Origin of the sequence: Streptomyces sp. NBC_01390, from assembly GCF_045040105.1 — a bacterium.
Taxonomy (GTDB): Bacteria; Actinomycetota; Actinomycetes; order Streptomycetales; family Streptomycetaceae; genus Streptomyces.
The window spans coordinates 2615141-2632181 of the sequence record NZ_CP109551.1; the positions used below are offsets into that span (position 1 = coordinate 2615141).

10 protein-coding genes and 1 tRNA gene are annotated in these 17041 nt (G+C 72.0%); 6 read left to right on the forward strand and 5 right to left on the reverse strand.

The genetic code is table 11. The features are described 5' to 3' along the window. The first annotated feature begins 35 nt into the window (after positions 1-35). Positions 36-1019 (forward strand): aldo/keto reductase, encoded by a 984-nt coding sequence (locus OG241_RS11765; protein WP_405815182.1) that lies wholly within the window; start codon positions 36-38, stop codon positions 1017-1019. Then, a complete protein-coding gene (locus OG241_RS11770; RefSeq protein WP_405815183.1) occupies positions 1016-3298 on the forward strand; it encodes a helix-hairpin-helix domain-containing protein in 2283 nt (760 codons plus the stop codon). Before OG241_RS11765 ends, OG241_RS11770 begins: the two co-directional genes overlap by 4 nt. A gap of 107 nt (positions 3299-3405) precedes the next feature. On the opposite strand, the gene OG241_RS11775 is transcribed toward OG241_RS11770, so the two are convergent. Beyond that, positions 3406-4128, reverse strand: coding sequence for a hypothetical protein (locus OG241_RS11775; protein ID WP_405815184.1), 723 nt, complete (start codon positions 4126-4128; stop codon positions 3406-3408). Positions 4129-4175: 47 nt separating this feature from the next. Here OG241_RS11775 and OG241_RS11780 point away from each other — a divergent pair, with 47 nt between their 5' ends. Next, on the forward strand, positions 4176-4364 hold the full coding sequence (locus OG241_RS11780) for a DUF5703 family protein (RefSeq protein ID WP_005485166.1): 189 nt from the start codon (positions 4176-4178) through the stop codon (positions 4362-4364). Positions 4365-4478: 114 nt separating this feature from the next. On the opposite strand, the gene OG241_RS11785 is transcribed toward OG241_RS11780, so the two are convergent. The 3 genes from OG241_RS11785 to OG241_RS11795 all read right to left on the reverse strand — a co-directional run bounded on the left by OG241_RS11785 (position 4479) and on the right by OG241_RS11795 (position 7660). Continuing rightward, on the reverse strand, positions 4479-5732 hold the full coding sequence (locus OG241_RS11785) for a chaplin family protein (RefSeq protein ID WP_405815185.1): 1254 nt from the start codon (positions 5730-5732) through the stop codon (positions 4479-4481). A 136-nt stretch (positions 5733-5868) separates the two neighbouring features. Beyond that, complete coding sequence (gene chpH, locus OG241_RS11790) at positions 5869-6102, reverse strand: chaplin ChpH (protein WP_319094163.1); 234 nt, start codon at positions 6100-6102, stop codon at positions 5869-5871. Positions 6103-6325: 223 nt separating this feature from the next. Continuing rightward, complete coding sequence (locus OG241_RS11795) at positions 6326-7660, reverse strand: M20/M25/M40 family metallo-hydrolase (protein ID WP_405815187.1); 1335 nt, start codon at positions 7658-7660, stop codon at positions 6326-6328. Between the two features lie 188 nt (positions 7661-7848). Between OG241_RS11795 and OG241_RS11800 the strand changes: the two genes are divergently transcribed. The 3 genes from OG241_RS11800 to OG241_RS11810 all read left to right on the forward strand — a co-directional run bounded on the left by OG241_RS11800 (position 7849) and on the right by OG241_RS11810 (position 12839). Next, positions 7849-7933, forward strand: a tRNA-Leu gene (locus tag OG241_RS11800). A 179-nt stretch (positions 7934-8112) separates the two neighbouring features. Further along, positions 8113-11424 (forward strand): right-handed parallel beta-helix repeat-containing protein, encoded by a 3312-nt coding sequence (locus tag OG241_RS11805; protein WP_405815188.1) that lies wholly within the window; start codon positions 8113-8115, stop codon positions 11422-11424. Between the two features lie 203 nt (positions 11425-11627). Then, positions 11628-12839: a S8 family serine peptidase gene (locus OG241_RS11810; protein ID WP_405815189.1), complete on the forward strand. Its 1212-nt coding sequence runs from the start codon at positions 11628-11630 to the stop codon at positions 12837-12839. A 232-nt stretch (positions 12840-13071) separates the two neighbouring features. Here OG241_RS11810 and eccCa read toward each other — a convergent pair whose 3' ends face one another. After that, positions 13072-17001, reverse strand: coding sequence for a type VII secretion protein EccCa (gene eccCa / locus OG241_RS11815; RefSeq protein ID WP_405826157.1), 3930 nt, complete (start codon positions 16999-17001; stop codon positions 13072-13074). Positions 17002-17041 lie beyond the last annotated feature (40 nt).

Genomic DNA, 17041 nt, shown 5'->3' on the forward strand with positions numbered 1-17041 from the left:
CACTCGGTCAGTTCTGGCCAGTAATCTCGGCGTTCATGGAGCAGAGGCATCTCGGCCGTACCGGCCTGCGCGTGTCCCGGATCGGGCTCGGCACCCTGACCTGGGGTCGGGACACCGACGAGCATGACGCCGCGGGCCTGTTGAAAGCGTTCTGGGAAGCGGGCGGAACGCTCGTCGACACCGCGGACGTGTACGGCGACGGGGAGGCCGAGTACCTGCTCGGACGGCTCATGGAGGGGCTCGTGCCGCGCCGCGACCTGGTCATCTCGACCAAGGCCGGCAGCGTCCCGGACCCCGACCGGCGCGTCGACGGCTCCCGTGGTCACCTCCTCGCCGCCCTCGACGCCTCCCTGGCCCGCCTCGGCACGGAGTACGTGGACGTCTGGCACATCCACGCCTACGACCCCGACACCCCGCTGGAGGAGACCCTCCAGGCTCTCGACCTCGCCGTCAGCAGCGGACGCGCCCGCTACGCCGGCGTCTCCAACTTCTGCGGCTGGCAGCTCGCCAAGGCCGCGACCTGGCAGCTCGCGGCACCGGGCATACGTACGCGGCTGTCCAGCACGCAACTGGAGTACTCGCTGCTCCAGCGCGGCATAGAACGCGAGGTGCTGCCCGCCGCACTCGACCTGGGGATCGGGCTGCTGCCCTCCTCGCCGCTCGGCCGAGGCGTCCTCACCGGCAAGTACCGCAACTCGACCCCCGTGGACTCCCGGGGTGCCTCGGAGCATCTGGCGCCCTTCGTCGCGCCGTACCTCGACGAGACGGCCGGCCGCATCGTGGACGCCGTACAGACCGCCGCGGACGGGCTGGCGGTGACGCCGTTGCAGGTGGCGCTCGCCTGGATCCGGGACCGGCCCGGCGTGACCGCCCCCATCGTCGGCGCGCGCAACGCGCAGCAGCTCACGGCCGCGTTGTCAGTGGAGCCCCTTAGTCTTCCTGACGAGATCTGCCGGGCGCTCGACGACGTGTCAGCGCCCGTGCACCGCTATCCCGATCACGACTGGAGCACGCTGTGAGCACGGAGCCCGACACCACGGAGGAAGCCGAGCCGGGGACCCCGGGCAGCACCGAGGAGCCCGCGAACGAAGACTCCTCGGCCGACCGGACCGGGACCACCGAGGCCACGGAGAACGCCGAGGCGGCCGGCGGCGATGCCGCCGGTCAGCCGTCCGAGGCCCAGGCCGAGCTGGCCGCGCAGCGGGAACTGCGGGAGCGGATCGAGCGGCGCAAGGCCGAGAAGCAGGGGCCCGTCGCGAGCGGCACCAAGCTCAGCGGCACGGCCGCCGATCTCCTGGCGGCGGTCCGGGCTGTGGAGAGCGGGGAGAAGTCCGCGTCGGCCGTCACCTTCCGCACCCCGAAGTCCCCGCCCGCATCCGCAGCGGGGTCGCAACCCGGGTCCGGTGCCCCTGCCGCACGGCCCTCGGCTTCCCCGCCTCCTTCCCTCGCCCCCTCCGCCTCCCCTTCCGCCTCGACCGATTCCGTACGGCCGTCCCAGCCCGGCGCGGCACCCGTGACCGCCCCCGCGCCGGAAGCCGTCGAGGCCGTGCGGGGCGTGCTGGCCGAAGGGGGTGCCCCTCAGACGCTCGCGCCGCAGGTCGTCTCGGCGCTCGGTGACGGAGCGGACGGAGAACTGCGCGCGGATCCCTGGCAGTTGCTGCGGGTCGCCGGGGTGCGGCCCGAGCAGGCCGACGGCTTCGCGCGGGCGCTGCTCGGCGCCGAGTGCGGTCCGGACGACGAGCGGCGGGGCCAGGCGGTCACGGTGTGGCTGCTGGAGCAGGCCGCCCTGGCCGGACACACGGTGCTGGATGTCGCCACACTCCACGCCGCGCTCGCCCAGCGCGCCGTGCCCGACCCGGACACCGCCGTGCAGAGCGCGGTCGCCGAGGGTGAGGCCCTGGAGTTCCAGGACGCCATCGAAGAAGCCCCCGGGCACGCCACGGCCGACGCGGACGACGAGCACGGTGAGGACGGGGCGGACGGAGAGGCCGTCGAGCACCCCGTTCGCGTGCTCATCGGGCTGGAGCGGTACGCACTCGCCGAGGAGAGCCTCGCCGACGGGCTGGCCCGGATCGTCAACTCGCTGCCCAAGGAGTCGCCCTCCGAGGAGTGGGAGTCGTCGGCCGGGGCGTCGGGCTCCGGTTCCGCGGCCGAGTTGATCCGCGCCGTCGCCGGGCACGGCCTCGTGCTGCACACGGGCGGTGACGCGGCTCGCGCCGAACCGGCCGCCCTCGTCGCCGCGGCCCGTTCCCTGGGCCTGCGGGTCTGCACGGCGGCCCACACACCCGACGGCCGCCGCCGCTTCGCGGCACTTCTCGCAGCCCAGGACGGCTCGGCTTCGGACTCCGTCGTCACCGTCGCGGGGCTGCTGGCCGGGGCCGAGGGGCCCGGGCGGGACGGCGAGGGGGCGTTCGGGCTCGATCTGCTGGTCGTGCTGGACGCGCCGCAGCTCGACGTGGAGAGCGCCGCGATGATCGTGGAGTCGCTGCCAGACGGGGCCAGACTGGTGCTGAGCGGTGATCCGGCGGTGCTGTGGTCGGCCGGGGCGGGGCGGGTCTTCGCCGACCTGCTCGCCGCGCGCGCGTGCCCGCACATCGTCTCGCGCACGCCCGATCCCGGGCCGATCGGCGAACTGGTCTCGAGCGTCTCTGTCGGCGAGCTCACCCAGGTCGAGGCGCCCGGCAAGGAGGTCGTGATCGTCCCCGTGCGGGACGCGGGCGAGGCGGTGCACCGGACCGTGCAGCTCGTCGCGGACTCGGTGCCCAGGGCGCTCGGTCTCCCGGCCGAGCAGACCCAGGTGATCACGCCGGGGCACGGTGGCGCGGCCGGTACGCGCGCGCTCAACTCCGCCCTCAAGGAGCGGCTGAACCCGGGCCCGGGCCGCTTCGGCGGCTTCGACCCGGGTGACCGGATCGCGTACTCCCCCGCGCCCGGGCGGACGGTGCCCGGGCAGGTCGTCAAGGCCGACGCGGAGGGGCTGCACCTGGAGTGCGACGGCGCCCCCGTCGTCGTACCGAAGGAGCTGGTCGAGCAGAGTGTGCGGCACGGGTGGGCGCTCACCGCGCACCAGGCGGTCGGGCTGCGCTGGCCGGCCGCCGTCGTGGTGCTGCCCGGGGACGCGGCCGGGTCACTGACCCGGCCCTGGGTCTACACGGCCTTCGGCCGCGCGGAACGGCACCTCTCCGTGGTGCACGGCGTGGACCAGGCACTGGCCCGCGCGGTCGCGGAGGTCCCGGCGAAGGCCCGTACGACCCGGCTGCCGGGCCTGCTCGCGGCGCAGGTGCCGACGCCCGCCTGACGCCCGTCTGAGGGGCAGAGCCCAGGACGAACGACAGCGGCGGTCACGGGAGGCAGACCTTCCCGTGACCGCCGCTGTCGGGGCGTCCGAATCGCCGTTCTCGGCGGCTAACGCAGGCGATCGGCGTCCAGTGGTTCCAGGTCCTCGTCCTCGTCCAGGCCCGCCGCCACCAGGTCGGGATCGAGGCCGTCCTCCAGCAGGTCGTCGTCCTCGACGGTGTCGTCCGCGTCGTCGTCGAAGACCGCGCTGACGTCGAAACGGCAGACGACCCGCTCCGCGTCGACCTGGTCGAAGGGGGCCTCCAGCCACTCGCCGGGGTCGGCCGGCTCGTCCGACGCCGTCACCCACAGCGTGGAGTCACCCTCCTCCAGGCCGAACTCCTTGTGCCGGGAGGCGATCTCGTCCGGCTCGAACTCGCCGAACAGAATGCCCAGCGCCCCGTGCACCGTGCCCGAGACCTCGACGCCCGCGCCGTCGTCGTCCACGGCCTCCACCCGCTGGGCCTGCGCCAGCAGGCGCTGCGGCTCCACCACGGCGTAGTCGCGGCGGATGAGCACACTCAGCGCGTTCGGCTCCTCGGGGCCCGCGTACGGCGGCAGGGCGTCGTCCGTACCCGGGATCTCGAAGGGTGTGACCTCGTCGTAGCGGTCGTAGAGCAGCTCGTCGTACACCTCGGCGGCAGCGGCCAGCTGGTTGAACGCCTCATAGACATCGGGGTCGTCCTCCCCCGACCGGCGTTCGACCGCCGCCAGGTGGCGGTCGAGCGCGGTCTTGACCGCCTCGGCGGCGGCGCGTACCTCGGCAGCGGTGGGCTGCGCAGCATCAGACATAGTGCAGACGCTATCCGTACCGGGGCTCTGCCCGCACAATAGATGCGATGCCGGAATACGAATTTGTCGACGTGTACGTACCGCGCGGGGTCTCCCGCAAGGACGCCACACGCCTGCTGACAGACCATGCCGAGTACGGACACTGGGAGTTGGACCGCCTGAGCCTGCTGCGCGACGGCAGCCGCAGGGTGCGGCTCCGGAGACGGATCATTCGTCAGGTGCGGGCCACGTGGTGAGATGACACAGCCGAAACGGAGCGGGCCCCGCGTCTGCGGGGCCCGCTCCGTACATCATGCCGCCGGGTGACCTTCGGCGCGTTTGTCCCGTTCATACGGAATTTCCGTACGGGTCTACGCCGAGGGACGTGCCTTGCGGTAGAGGACGGTGCCCGCGAGCAGCATGCCCGCGCCCATCGGCAGGGCGACGCCCAGCGGCAGGTCACCGCCGGTGTGCGCGAGCTGCGCGGCACTCCGGGGCTGCGGCACGGTCCGCGCACCACTCTGGTCGACGTACGTGGGCCCGGCCGGAGGCGTCACACCGTGCGCGGAGCTGGGCGGGGTGAGCGGGGTCGCCGGCCCGGTGGGAGTGGCCGGCTGGGCCGGGGTTCCCGGGTGGTGCGGCATTCCCGGGTGCTCCGGGGTTCCCGGGTGCTGCGGGGTGGTGGGGTGCTGCGGGATCCCCGGCTGTGCGGGGCCGCCCGGCAGCTGGGGGGTTTCCGGCTGCTGGGGCTTGCCCGGCTGCTCGGGGCCGCTCGGGCCGGGCGGGGGCGAGGTCTCGTGACCACCGCTCGGGGGCGTGCACGACTCGTCGGTCTCCGGAGGCGGCGCCGGGTGGCCGCCGCCCATGTGGTCCCCGGTGTTCGCGCAGTCGTTGCCCATCGCCGGGTTGAGCAGACCGACGACGTCGACGGTGTTGCCGCAGAGGTTCACCGGTGCGTCGACCGGGGCCTCCACGTGGTTGCCCGACCCGACGCCCGGCGAGTCGGTCGCGTACCCGCCGGCGTACGAGCCCTCCCAGCCGTTCCAGTTCGCCCAGTCGCCGGAGCCTCCCGGGCTGCCCGGGTACCCGAAGTCACCGGGGCCGCCCGAGTCGCCGTACCCGCCCTGGTCGCCGTACCCGCCGTAACCGCCGTAACCTCCCGGCGAGCCCTGGCCGCCGTAGCCGCCCTCGTCGCCGTATCCCCCGGACGAGCCGTGACCGCCGTAGCCGCCGTAGCCGCCGTTCTCGCCGTAGCCGCCGGGCGAGCCGTGACCTCCGTGGCCGCCGTGCCCGCCCTGGTTGCCGTGGTGGCCCTGATTGCCCTGGTGGCCCGGGCTGCCGTGGTTACCGTGTCCGCCCGGTGAGCCGTTGCCGCCGCCTCCGCCGTTGGCGCACTTGTTGCCCATCGCCGGGTTGAGCAGACCGACGACGCTCACGGTGTTGCCGCAGGCGTTGACCGGCACGTTCACCGGAGCGCTCACCGAGTTGCCGGACAGCACACCGGGTGAGTTGGAAGCGACGGCGGTCGCACCCGAGTCGGCATGCGCCTGCGCGCCACCGGCGGCGGCCATCACGCCAGTCGCGGCCGCCACGGTCATCAGCCCCTTGCGGGTGACCTCTCGCATTACTACATCCCTGCCTTCAAATGATGTGTCGTGAACCTTCCGGAACGACCTGTCGGCCCCGGGACGCACAAGGCGTTCCGGGGCCGACAGGCTCAGACTCACTGGGAGTCGAAACCTCAAGAAGCGAGGCGCAGCATCAGTTGTTGACGCAGGTGTTGCCGAAGGCGGGGTTCAGCAGACCGATCACGGAGATCGTGTTGCCGCAGACGTTCACCGGGACGTGAACGGGAACCTGGATGACGTTGCCGGACAGGACACCCGGGGAACCCACAGCGGCACCCTGGGCACCAGCATCGGCGACGGCCAGGCCCGCACCCGCGAGAACCAGACCACCAGTGGCAGCCGCAGCGGCGACGACCTTCTTGATCATTTTTTTTCTCCTTGTTGGCAAATGCGATCCCGAGTAGCGGACCGCATCACCAATAACGAGGCGGGGGCATTAGGGCTACGACACTATGAGCGCATTCACTCTTCTCAGTCAGCCACGCACGTGCGGACGATTATTGGAGTGTCGTTCAATCTGGTAATTCCGGGCGTTTTCAAGGGCCTTGGGACCTCGGTCGAGCCCCCGGAACGCAGGACTGGCGCGGGATTCAGGATGCCTCGATGAAGCGGTCGAGCACACGCACCCCGAACTTCAGCGCGTCGACGGGGACCCGTTCGTCAACACCGTGGAACATGCCCGCGAAGTCCAGCTCCGGCGGCAGCTTCAGCGGTGCGAAGCCGAAGCAGCGGATACCGAGGTCCGCGAAGGACTTGGCGTCGGTGCCGGCCGAGAGCATGTAGGGCACGGCCCGGGCGATCGGGTCCTCGGCGACCAGCGCGGTCTGCATGGCCTCCACGAGCGCCCCGTCGAACGAGGTCTCCAGCGCCTTGTCCGCGTGCACGTCCTCGCGCTTCACGTTCGGGCCGAGGATGCGGTCGAGGTCGGCGAGGAACTCCTCCTCGTAGCCGGGCAGGTAGCGGGCGTCGACGTGCGCGGTGGCCTGGCCGGGAATGACGTTGACCTTGTAGCCGGCGCCCAGCTGGGTCGGGTTGGCGGTGTTCTGCAGCGAGGCGCCGATCAGCTTGGCGATACCGCCGAGCTTGGCGAGCGTCGCGTCCATGTTCTCGGGGTCCAGCTCGGTGCCCAGCGCGTCGCCGAGTTCGTCGAGGAAGTGGCGGAGCGTCTTGGTGACCCGGACCGGGAACTTGTGCCGCCCGAGGCGTCCGACGGCCTCCGACAGCTCGGTGATCGCGTTGTCCTTGTGGATCATCGAACCGTGTCCGGCGGTGCCGTCGACGGTCAGTTTCATCCAGTGCATGCCCTTCTGGGCCGTCTCGATGAGATACAGCCGCAGGTTCTCGTTGACGGTGAAGGAGAACCCGCCGACCTCGCTGATCGCCTCGGTCACGCCCTCGAACAGGTCGGGGTGCTTGTCCACGAGGTGCCGCGCGCCCCACGTACCGCCCGCCTCCTCGTCCGCGAGGAAGGCGAGGACGATGTCGCGCGGGGGCTTGCGGCCGGTGCGCAGTCGGTCACGGACGACCGCGAGGGTCATCGCGTCCATGTCCTTCATGTCGACCGCGCCGCGGCCCCACACACACCCGTCCGCGATCTCGCCCGAGAACGGGTGGTGGGTCCAGTCCGCCGCGTTCGCCGGTACGACGTCGGTGTGGCCGTGGATGAGCAGCGCCGGCCGGGACCGGTCCTCACCCTCGACGCGTGCCACGACGGAGGCGCGCCCCTTGTGCGACTCGAAGATCTGCGGCTCCAGGCCCACCTCGGCGAGCTTCTCGGCCACGTACTCGGCGGCCTTGCGTTCACCCGGTCCCGAGTGGTCGCCGAAGTTGCTGGTGTCGATCCGGATGAGCTCGCGACAGAGGTCCACGACCTCGTCCTCGCCGGTGACACCCTTGGCCGTGTCTGTCCTGCCCGTCCCGCTCACGGTGCTACCTCCCACTGGTCCTGCTGGTGGTCAACCCTCATCCTCCCCCTCCGGCCCGCCGCACCCCAAGAGCGGTCCAGGCCCGTCACACACCGTTCACGCGGCGACAGGGGGTGATCGGCCACCCCGGAAAGCCTGGTAATGTTTCCTTCGTCGCCACGGGGGGAACCCCGCGCGACAGACACCTTGTCCGGGTGGCGGAATGGCAGACGCGCTAGCTTGAGGTGCTAGTGCCCTTTATCGGGCGTGGGGGTTCAAGTCCCCCCTCGGACACTCACTCGTAAGTCGCTGAAACCCCACTTCGTGTGGGGTTTTCTGCTTTTCCCCCGTCGGTGCTCCGGCCGCCTCGGGAGTGTCCACTTCCCCGGGCGCTGGCGTGACCATGCCCGCCCGTCCCGGCATGATGGTGCTGCCCACGCCGGGCAGGTAATGCCGTGAGAGATGGAGGGCGCGTGTCACGCCAGGTACTGACGGTCTGCCCGGAGGGCACCGAGGACTTTCGGACGATCGGAGAGGCACTGGCGAGGGCGCGAAGCGGCGCCGTGATCAGTGTGCGTCCCGGGATCTACGAAGAGAACCTCGTCGTCGCCACCCGGGTCACCATCGTGGCCGAGCAGGCGCGCGGCACGGTGGAGATACGTCCGCGGCGCGGCAGCGTGCTCACACTGAAGGCGGACGCGGTGATGCTCACCGACCTGGTGCTGCGCGGCCGCGACGAGGACCTGCCCGCCGTGGACGCCGCCCGGGGACAGGTCGCGATGGACGGCTGCGAGGTGTCCGGCGCCGCCTGGGCGGCCGTACTGGCCCGTGACGCGGGCTCGTTGGCGATGCGTGACTGCCGGGTGAGCAGCCCGTCGGGGGCGGGAGTGGTGGTCACCTCGGCCGTGGACAGTTCGGTGGACTCCTGCACCATCGAGCACCTGGGGACCTCGGGAGTGGTCATCGGGGAACGCGGCCGGGTCACGGTGCGCGGCTGCACCATCCGGGACGCCCGGGGCAACGGTGTCCTCGCCAACGGTGAGGCGCAGGGCTCCGTCGAGGAGTGCGACATATCGTCCACCGACAAGCCGTCCATCGCGCTGGAGGAGCACTGCACGACCCAGGTGGTGCGCACGGTCGTGCACGACACGTCCATCGGCGTCCATCTGACCAGTTCCTCGCGAACGGTTCTGGAGGAGCTCCGGGTCACCGCGACCACCGGGCCCGCCATCGTCGTCTCGCACGGCAGCGACCCGCTGCTGCGCCGCTGCCGTACCGCCCGCACGACGGGCAACGGCATCCTGGTCACCGACCGGGCGCGCGGCACCTTCGAGGACTGCTGGCTGGACACCTCCCAGGCCCCCGCACTGCGCGTGGCCGGGTCCGCCTCCCCCACGCTGACCTCGCTGACCGTGCGGGACTGCGCGGCGACCGGCGTGCTCCTGGAGGAGGAGTCCACCGCCGAGCTCGACCGGCTGGACGTCATCGACGCCGCCGGAGCCGGCATCAGCGTGCGCGGCGGCGCCAATCCGATGCTGCGCCGGGTCAGGGTCAGCGGCTCGGGCGGCCATGGCGTGGAGGCCGTCAAGGACGGGCGGGGCCGGCTGGAGGACAGCGAGATCGACCGGGCCGGCGGCGCGGGCGTCCATGTCGAGAGCGACGGGAACCTCTACCTCGGCGGCACCACCGTCCTCGCCCCCGCCACCGTGGGCCTGATGGTGGCCGCCGGGGGCAGCGCCACCGCCCGTGACTGCGAGTTCCGCGAGCCGGGCGGCGACGGAGTCGTCGTCGACGGGCAGGGCGAACTCACCGCGACCCGGGTCAAGGTGAACGCGGCCGGCGAGAACGGTGTCGTGGTTCGGGAGGGCGGCCGGGCCTCCCTCAACGCCTGTGAGATCGGCGGCAGTTCGAAGGACGGCCTGCGGGTCGAGAGCACCGACCCCGTATCCGTCGTCAACTGTGTGGTGCGGGACAACAAGGGTGGCGGCCTGATCCAGTCCAAGCAGGGCGACCGGCTCGCCGTCGAGGGACTCACCAGCAACGGCAACGGCCAGCGGGACGCCTGGGGTTACGGCGACAGCGAGGGCACCGACCCCGCCGGAACCGCCCAGACCGGCAGCGGCGCGGCGGGTGAGACCGGCCCGCTCGCCGAACTGGAGGCGCTGATCGGCCTGTCCAACGTCAAGCAGCAGGTCCGTACGCTGGTCAACCTCACCCAGCTGGCGCAGCGCCGCGCCCAACTCGGCATGTCCGCACCGCCGATGAGCCGCCATCTGGTCTTCGCAGGGCCGCCCGGTACCGGTAAGACCACGGTGGCCCGTCTCTACGGCACGATCCTCGCCCAGTTGGGCGCGCTGCGCTCCGGCCATCTGGTGGAGGTCTCGCGGGCCGACCTGGTCGCCCAGGTCATCGGTGGTACGGCGATCAAGGCCACGGAGGCGTTCAACCGGGCGCTGGGCGGCGTGCTGTTCATCGACGAGGCGTACACCCTGACTGCCGACAGCGGGAGTTCGGGGGCCGACTTCGGGCGGGAGGCGGTGGACACGCTGCTCAAGCTGATGGAGGACCACCGGGAGGACGTGGTCGTCGTCGCGGCCGGCTACTCCGGTGAGATGCAGTCGTTCCTCGGCTCCAACCCCGGTTTGGCCTCCCGGTTCTCCCGGACCGTGGAGTTCGAGAACTACTCGGTGCCCGAGCTGGTCGCGATCATGGAGAGCATGTGCGTCCGCCACCAGTACGAACTGGGCGAGGGCACGGCGGCCGCGCTGGCCACGCACTTCGAACGCATGCCGAAGGACGCCACGTTCGGCAACGGCCGGGCCGCGCGGCAGGTCTTCGAGGAGATGGTCGACCGGCAGGCCGTACGCCTGGCCGGGCTGGCCGAGGTCGGCGAGCGTGACCTCTCGCTACTGCTCCCGGAGGACGTCGGTGCGGAGGCCGCCGACGCGGCGGCCTCCGCCGGTGGCGGGGTCTCGCGGAGCGACGCGCTGTCCCGGCTCGGCGACATGGTGGGCCTGGCCGCCGTCAAACGCGACGTGACCGATCTCGTCAACCTCCTGTCCACCGCCCGCCAGCGCGAGGCCGCCGGCCTCCCCGCACCCCGGATCAGCCACCACCTCGTCTTCAGCGGCCCTCCCGGTACCGGCAAGACGACCGTGGCCCGCCTCTACGGCGAGCTGCTGGTCTCTCTCGGGGTGCTGCCGCGCGGGCAGTTGGTGGAGGTGTCCCGGGCCGACCTCGTCGGCCGGTACGTGGGACACACCGCGCAGCTCACCCGCGAGGTCTTCGAACGGGCCCTGGGTGGCGTCCTGTTCATCGACGAGGCGTACACGCTGACGCCCGCGGGTTCGGGCTCCGGGTCCGACTTCGGGCAGGAGGCCGTCGACACGCTGCTCAAGCTCATGGAGGACCACCGGGAGCAGGTCGTGGTGATCGTCGCGGGCTACACGCGCGAGATGGAGGGCTTCATGGCCTCCAACCCCGGGCTGTCCTCGCGGTTTTCGCGGCGCGTCGAGTTCGCGGACTACTCCTCCGACGAACTGGTCACGATCGTACGGATGCACGCGGACAGCGCGGGCTACGAGTGCGGGCCGGGGACCGGGGCCGTGCTCCGGGAGTACTTCGACGCGCTGCCGAGGAACCGCTCGTTCGGCAACGCGCGGCTGGCGCGGCAGGTGTTGGAGGGCATGATGACGCGGCAGGCCGGGCGCGTCAGCGTGATGGCCGCGCCGGGGCTGGACGACCTGCGGTTGCTGGTTCCTGGGGATGTGCCGCAACTGGGGTGAAGGGGGCGGAGGTTGAGGCGGCCGGCCGCGGGTCGAGGGGCGGCAGTCCGGGCGTCTGTGAGCGGTTCCTGCGGGGCGTACGGGGCGGGTGGCCCGGTGTGTCGGGGGATGCGACGGTCGGGATCTCAACTGGGTTGAGGTGGGCGGCGGTTGTGGGCAGGGTGTCTGCGGCGGGCCGGCTTCCGAGCCATAGGATGCGATTCATGCGTCGCCCCCTCCGCCGTCTCCGTCCTGGCCGGACGTTCGTTGTAGCTCTCGTGCCTCTGGTTCTCCTCGCCGCACCGGCCGCCTCCGCGGCGGACGGTTCGCCGGTGCGGCTGCCCGTGATGCCGTCCCGGCTCGATGCCGACGACGCGTGCACCGGGACCTCGGCCGAGCGGGCCACGTCCGTGCCGTGGGAGCAGCAGAGTCTGCAACTGCCGCGCGCGTGGCAGTTCTCGGCCGGCGCCGGGGTGACCGTGGCGATCGTGGACACCGGGGTGTCGACGACCGCGCCCGCGTTGAAGGGGCGGGTCACAGCGGTCGGGGAGGCGGGGCAGGACTGTGTCGGGCACGGCAGTTTCGTCGCCGGGCTGATCGCGGCCACGACCACGGACGGGGTCCGCTTCGCCGGGGTCGCCCAGCAGGCCCGCGTCGTCGCCGTGCGCGGCACCGACGCCCGGGGCACTGCCACTGCGGCGAGCGTCGCGGCGGGGATCAGGGCGGCGGTGGATGCCGGGGCGAAGGTGATCGAGGTGTCACCGGCGCTGGAGCGGGGATCGGCGGCGCTGACCTCGGCTGTCGAGGACGCGGTGGCGCACGACGCGTTGGTGGTGGCCGCCGCGGTTCCCGATCCGCCGGCGAAGAGGAGCGCGGCTTCCGCTTCCGGGGATGTGCCGGTTCCGCGGGCGTACTGGCCCGCGGCGCAGGAGGGTGTGCTGTCCGTGGTGGACGTGGACGCGAAGGGTGGTCGGCCGGACAACGCCCTGGTTCCGCGTGACGCCGATCTGGCGGCACCCGGTGATGGCGTGGTCGGTCCCGGGCCTCGGGGCAGTGGGCACTACATCGGCTCCGGGGCGTCGTTCGCGGCTGGGTTCGTGGCTGGGGCGGCGGCGTTGGTGCGGTCGGTGCATCCCGGGCTGAACGCTGCGCAGACCGCGTCGAGGCTTGTGTCGACGGCGTACCCCGATGTGGTGCCGCGGCTGGATCCGTACGCGGCGGTGACGTCCGTGGGGGTGGTTGAGCGGGGGGTGGGGGTGGCTCCGGGGCGGGGGGCTGTGCCGGTGCGGTTGCCCGATGATGCGGGGGCTGCGCCTACGCGTCGTGCGGTGTTGTTCGCGGCGGGGGGTGGGGTGGTGTTGCTGTTGGTGGTGTGGGGGGCTGTCGTGGTGCCTCGGGGGCGGGCTCGGGGGTGGCGGGCGGGGAGGGTTGGCTGAGGTGGGTTTTTCGCCCCCGCCGCCCCTACCCGTCCCATCCTGAACCTGGGGGCTGCGCCCCCAGACCCCCCATCGGCCCTGAAGGGGCCTCGTCCTCAAACTCCCCCAGAGGGGGGACCCCCAGACGGGCTGGATGGTGCCGGCCGGGGCTGCAGATGTGGTGGGGGCGGGTGGGTGGGAAAGAAGCCGGCCCTGAACGGGCCTCGTCCTCAAACGCCGGACGGGCTTCCCCTCACTCCGTCTCCTCCGTTCTCTCCACCACCGCCGTCTGGATCAGTGTCGGCTTGCGGCGTACGACGTACTGGGCTCGGCCCGGGGGTAGGTTGCGGGGCTTGATGTTGCCGAAGACGTAGCCCTCGCTCGGGGGGCAGGACAGCAGGACGCCGGGGGTGTTGACCTCGTCCAGGCGGCGCAGGAGCTGGTCGTTCAGGCCGCGGCCTGCGCCCGTCGCCGAGCGGACCGCGATGACGTGCAGGCCCAGTTCGTGGCCGAGGGCCAGGTGGTCGAAGAGCGGGGCGAAGGGGTGGTCGAAGTTGTTGCTGCCCACGACCATGTCGTAGTCGTCAACCAGGACGAACAGACGGGGCCCGTTCCACCAGTCCGCCAGCCGCATCCTCGCCGGGGTGATGTCCGGGCCGGGGAGGCGGGTCTTGAGGGCGCGGGCGGAGCCGCCCACCAGTTCCTTGAGGGCGTCCACGGAGACCGCGTGGCCCAGCTGGTACTCGGCGGGGACGGCGTCGACCAGGTCGCGGCGGTAGTCGACGACCAGGACGCGGGCCTCGGCGGCGGTGTAGCGGGACGTGATGGCGTTGGCGGCCAGGCGCAGCAGGTTGGTCTTGCCGCTCTCGGAGTCGCCGATGGCGACGAGGTGCGGGGTCCGGCTGAAGTCGTGCCAGACCGTGGAGAGCGTCTCCTCGTCCAGGCCGAGGGGCAGGCGGAGGCCGTCGCCCAGCTCGGCCGGCGGGAGCGCGGAGGCCGGCAGGCGGTGCGGGAGCATCCGTACGGGCGGGGCGGGCGGGCCGCTCCACTCCGCGGCGATTCTCTCCACCAGGGCGGTGACGCCGTCCGCGAGGTCCTCGGAGCCGTTCTGGCCGTCGATTCGCGGGAGCGCGGTCAGGAAGTGGAGTTTGTCGCCCACGGTCAGGCCTCGGCCCGGAGTGCGGGGCACGGTGGCTGCCTTGCGGACGTCCACCACGGAGTCCATGGTGTCACCGAGCCTCAACTCCAGCCGGGTGGCGCTCTGGTCGCGGATCTGCGCGGACAACTCCACCCAGCGGGTGGTGGTGACGATGAGGTGGATGCCGTAGTTCAGGCCGCCGGTGGCGAGTTGGTTGAAGGTGGGCAGCAGGTTGTCGAAGTTCTGCTTGACCTGTGCCCAGCCGTCGACGACGAGGAAGACGTCGCCGTGCGTCTCGTCGGCGAACTCCCCGGCCGCCCGGCGCCTCCGGTAGGTGGCCATGGAGTCGATGCCGTGGTCGAGGAAGAACTGCTCGCGCTGGTTGAGCACGCCCGTGACCTCGGCCACCGTACGGCTGATGCGTTCGCTGTCGAGCCGGGCCGCGACCCCGCCGACGTGTGGCAGGCCGGCCAGCGAGGAGAGGGTGCCGCCGCCGAAGTCGAGGCAGTAGAACTGGACTTCGGCGGGGGTGTGGGTGAGCGCGAGTGAGGTGATCAGGGTGCGCAGGACGGTGGACTTGCCGCTCTGTGAGCCGCCCGCGATGGCGACATGGCCACCGCCCGCCGAGAGGTCCACCACAAGCGGGTCGCGGCGCTGGTCGAAGGGCTTGTCGACGAGGCCGACCGGCACCCGCAGGCGCCCTGTGCCGGGCCAGCCGGCCGCGGACAGGCCCCGGTCGGGCGTGGGGGCCAGGCCCGGGAGCAGCGCGTCCAGGGTGGGAGCCGCGCCGAGCGGGGGCAGCCAGACCTGGTGGGCGGTGGGGCCGTGGCCGCGCAGCCGGTCCAGGGCCACGGACAGCAGGCTGTCGGTGGACTCGGTCTCCTCCTCGCGTTCCGGTTCGGGTACGGCGGCGGGGGTGCGTGGCACCACCCAGCCCGCCGACCAGGGCACCACCTGGCTGGCCACCCGCGCCTGTACGACGGCGCCGCGCCGGTGCCGGTAGGGGCCGGAGACGTAGGCCGCCCGGAAGCGGGTCAGCGCGTCCACGCCGCTCTTGAGGAAGCCGGCGCCGGGCTGCGAGGGCAGCTGGTAGGCGTCGGGGACACCGAGGACGCCCCGGCTCTCCATCGCGGAGAAGGTCCGCAGGCCCACCCGGTAGGAGAGATGGCTCTCCAGTTGGTGCATACGGCCCTCGTCCAGGCGCTGGGAGGCGAGCAGGAGGTGGACGCCGAGGGACCGGCCGAGGCGGCCGATCATCACGAACAGGTCCATGAACTCGCGGTGTGCGGCGAGGAGTTCGCTGAACTCGTCGACGACGATGAACAGGCTGGGGAGGGGTGCGAGTGGGGTGCCGGCGGCGCGTGCCTTCTCGTACTCCAGCGCTGAGGAGTAGTTTCCGGCCGCCCGCAACAGCTCCTGGCGGCGGATGAGTTCGCCGTGCAGGGCGTCCTGCATTCGGTCCACCAGGGCGACTTCGTCGGCGAGGTTGGTGATCACGGCGGAGGTGTGCGGGAGTTCGTCCAGGCCGAGGAAGGTGGCGCCGCCCTTGAAGTCGACCAGGATGAAGTTCAGCGTCTCGGAGGAGTTGGTGAGCGCCAGTCCCAGCACGAGGGTGCGCAGGAGTTCGCTCTTGCCGGAGCCGGTGGCGCCGATCAGCATGCCGTGCGGGCCCATGCCGCCCTGCGCGGACTCCTTGATGTCGAGTTCGACGGGTCCGCCGTCGGCACCGATCGCGACCGGCACGCGCAGCCGGGCGGCGCCGGTGTGCTTGCGCCACAGGGTCGCCGGGTCGTGCCGGTACAGGTCGGGGATACCGAGCAGGGTGGTCAACTGGACGTCGGCGGCGAGCGGTTCGGCGGAGTCGGCGGTCAGGCCCATCCGGTAGGGGGCGATCAGCCGGGCCAGTGACTCGGCGGCGGCCGGGCCGACCCGGTCGGGGCGGCCGAGCAGCGTCGTCTGTTCCTTGCGGGTACGGTCGGTGCGTACGAGCCGGACGGCCGCCGGGGTCACGTCCAGCCGCAGGGTGGAGCGGCCGGGGCGCCAGGTGAGGGAACCCGACAGGTCGAGGACGATGGTGTTGCGGAATCCGGGGCCGTCGAGACGGTGACCGGCCGGCACGGTGACGCCGTCGACGACGATCACCGTGAACGGCTCGTCACGGCCGGGGACCGCTTCGGGATCGAAGACCGGGCGCTCGGTGAACTCGGCGCCGAGCAGGTCCTCCAGGTCGTTGAAGGCGGTGGCGACCATCCGGGCGGGGCCCGCGCCGTCCTGCTCCTGCGGGTGCAGGTTGTGTGGCAGCCACTTCACCCACTCCCACTCCGCGCGCCGCTCGTCGGACACGCACAGCGCCACCCACAGCTCCTCCGGCGGGTGGAACAGGGCGAGTTGACAGAGCGCGGCCCGCACCATGGCGCGTACGGCGGCGTCGTCGCCGCGGGTCAGGACGCGGGACCAGGAGCGCAGGTAGAGGGCGATGGGCTGCTCGGGCACCGTGCTGTAGGCGCGGACGAAGCGGCGCAGGGCGTGCGCGCTGAGCGGTTCCAGGTCCTCGACGGGCTTGGTGGACAAGGGGTTGAGCCGCATAGCGAACTGCTGGTCTCCGACGGCTATCCGCACCTCGCCGAAGTCCTCGTCCTTGACGCGCCGTTCCCAGAGGCGGGTGGTACGCACCATGGTGCGCAGCACCTTGGGGTCGGGGTGCCGCCAGGCCAGCGCCAACTGCTGCTCCACGACGGCCCGGTGGACCTTGCGGCGGGTCTGGGTGAGATAGCGCAGATAGTCGCGGCGCTCACCGCGCAGCCGTTCCTTGCGTTCGCCCGCCTTGCGCATCACCTGGCCGACCATCATGGCCGCGGACGCCAGCACCATCATGCCGAGCGCGATGTACATGAACGCGCCGTTGCCGCCGCCGGGCCTGATGAACATCAGCATCATCGACACCGACATCATGGCCATCGGCAGATACGTCCAGATCGCCGAGCTGTCCGCGACGACCTCGGGGAGCGTCGGTGGTTCCTGGAGAGTCAGCTCGCCCTCGGGCATGTCCGGACCCCGGCGGCGGGCCGGCCTGCGGAACAGAACC

Coding starts and splice junctions, on each gene's coding strand:
- OG241_RS11765 (WP_405815182.1), top strand. CDS start 36: ATGGAGCAGAGGCATCTCGGCCGTACCGGCCTGCGCGTGTCCCGGATC.
- OG241_RS11775 (WP_405815184.1), bottom strand. CDS start 4,128: ATGTCTGATGCTGCGCAGCCCACCGCTGCCGAGGTACGCGCCGCCGCC.
- OG241_RS11780 (WP_005485166.1), top strand. CDS start 4,176: ATGCCGGAATACGAATTTGTCGACGTGTACGTACCGCGCGGGGTCTCC.
- OG241_RS11785 (WP_405815185.1), bottom strand. CDS start 5,732: ATGCGAGAGGTCACCCGCAAGGGGCTGATGACCGTGGCGGCCGCGACT.
- chpH (WP_319094163.1), bottom strand. CDS start 6,102: ATGATCAAGAAGGTCGTCGCCGCTGCGGCTGCCACTGGTGGTCTGGTT.
- OG241_RS11810 (WP_405815189.1), top strand. CDS start 11,628: ATGCGTCGCCCCCTCCGCCGTCTCCGTCCTGGCCGGACGTTCGTTGTA.
- eccCa (WP_405826157.1), bottom strand. CDS start 17,001: ATGCCCGAGGGCGAGCTGACTCTCCAGGAACCACCGACGCTCCCCGAG.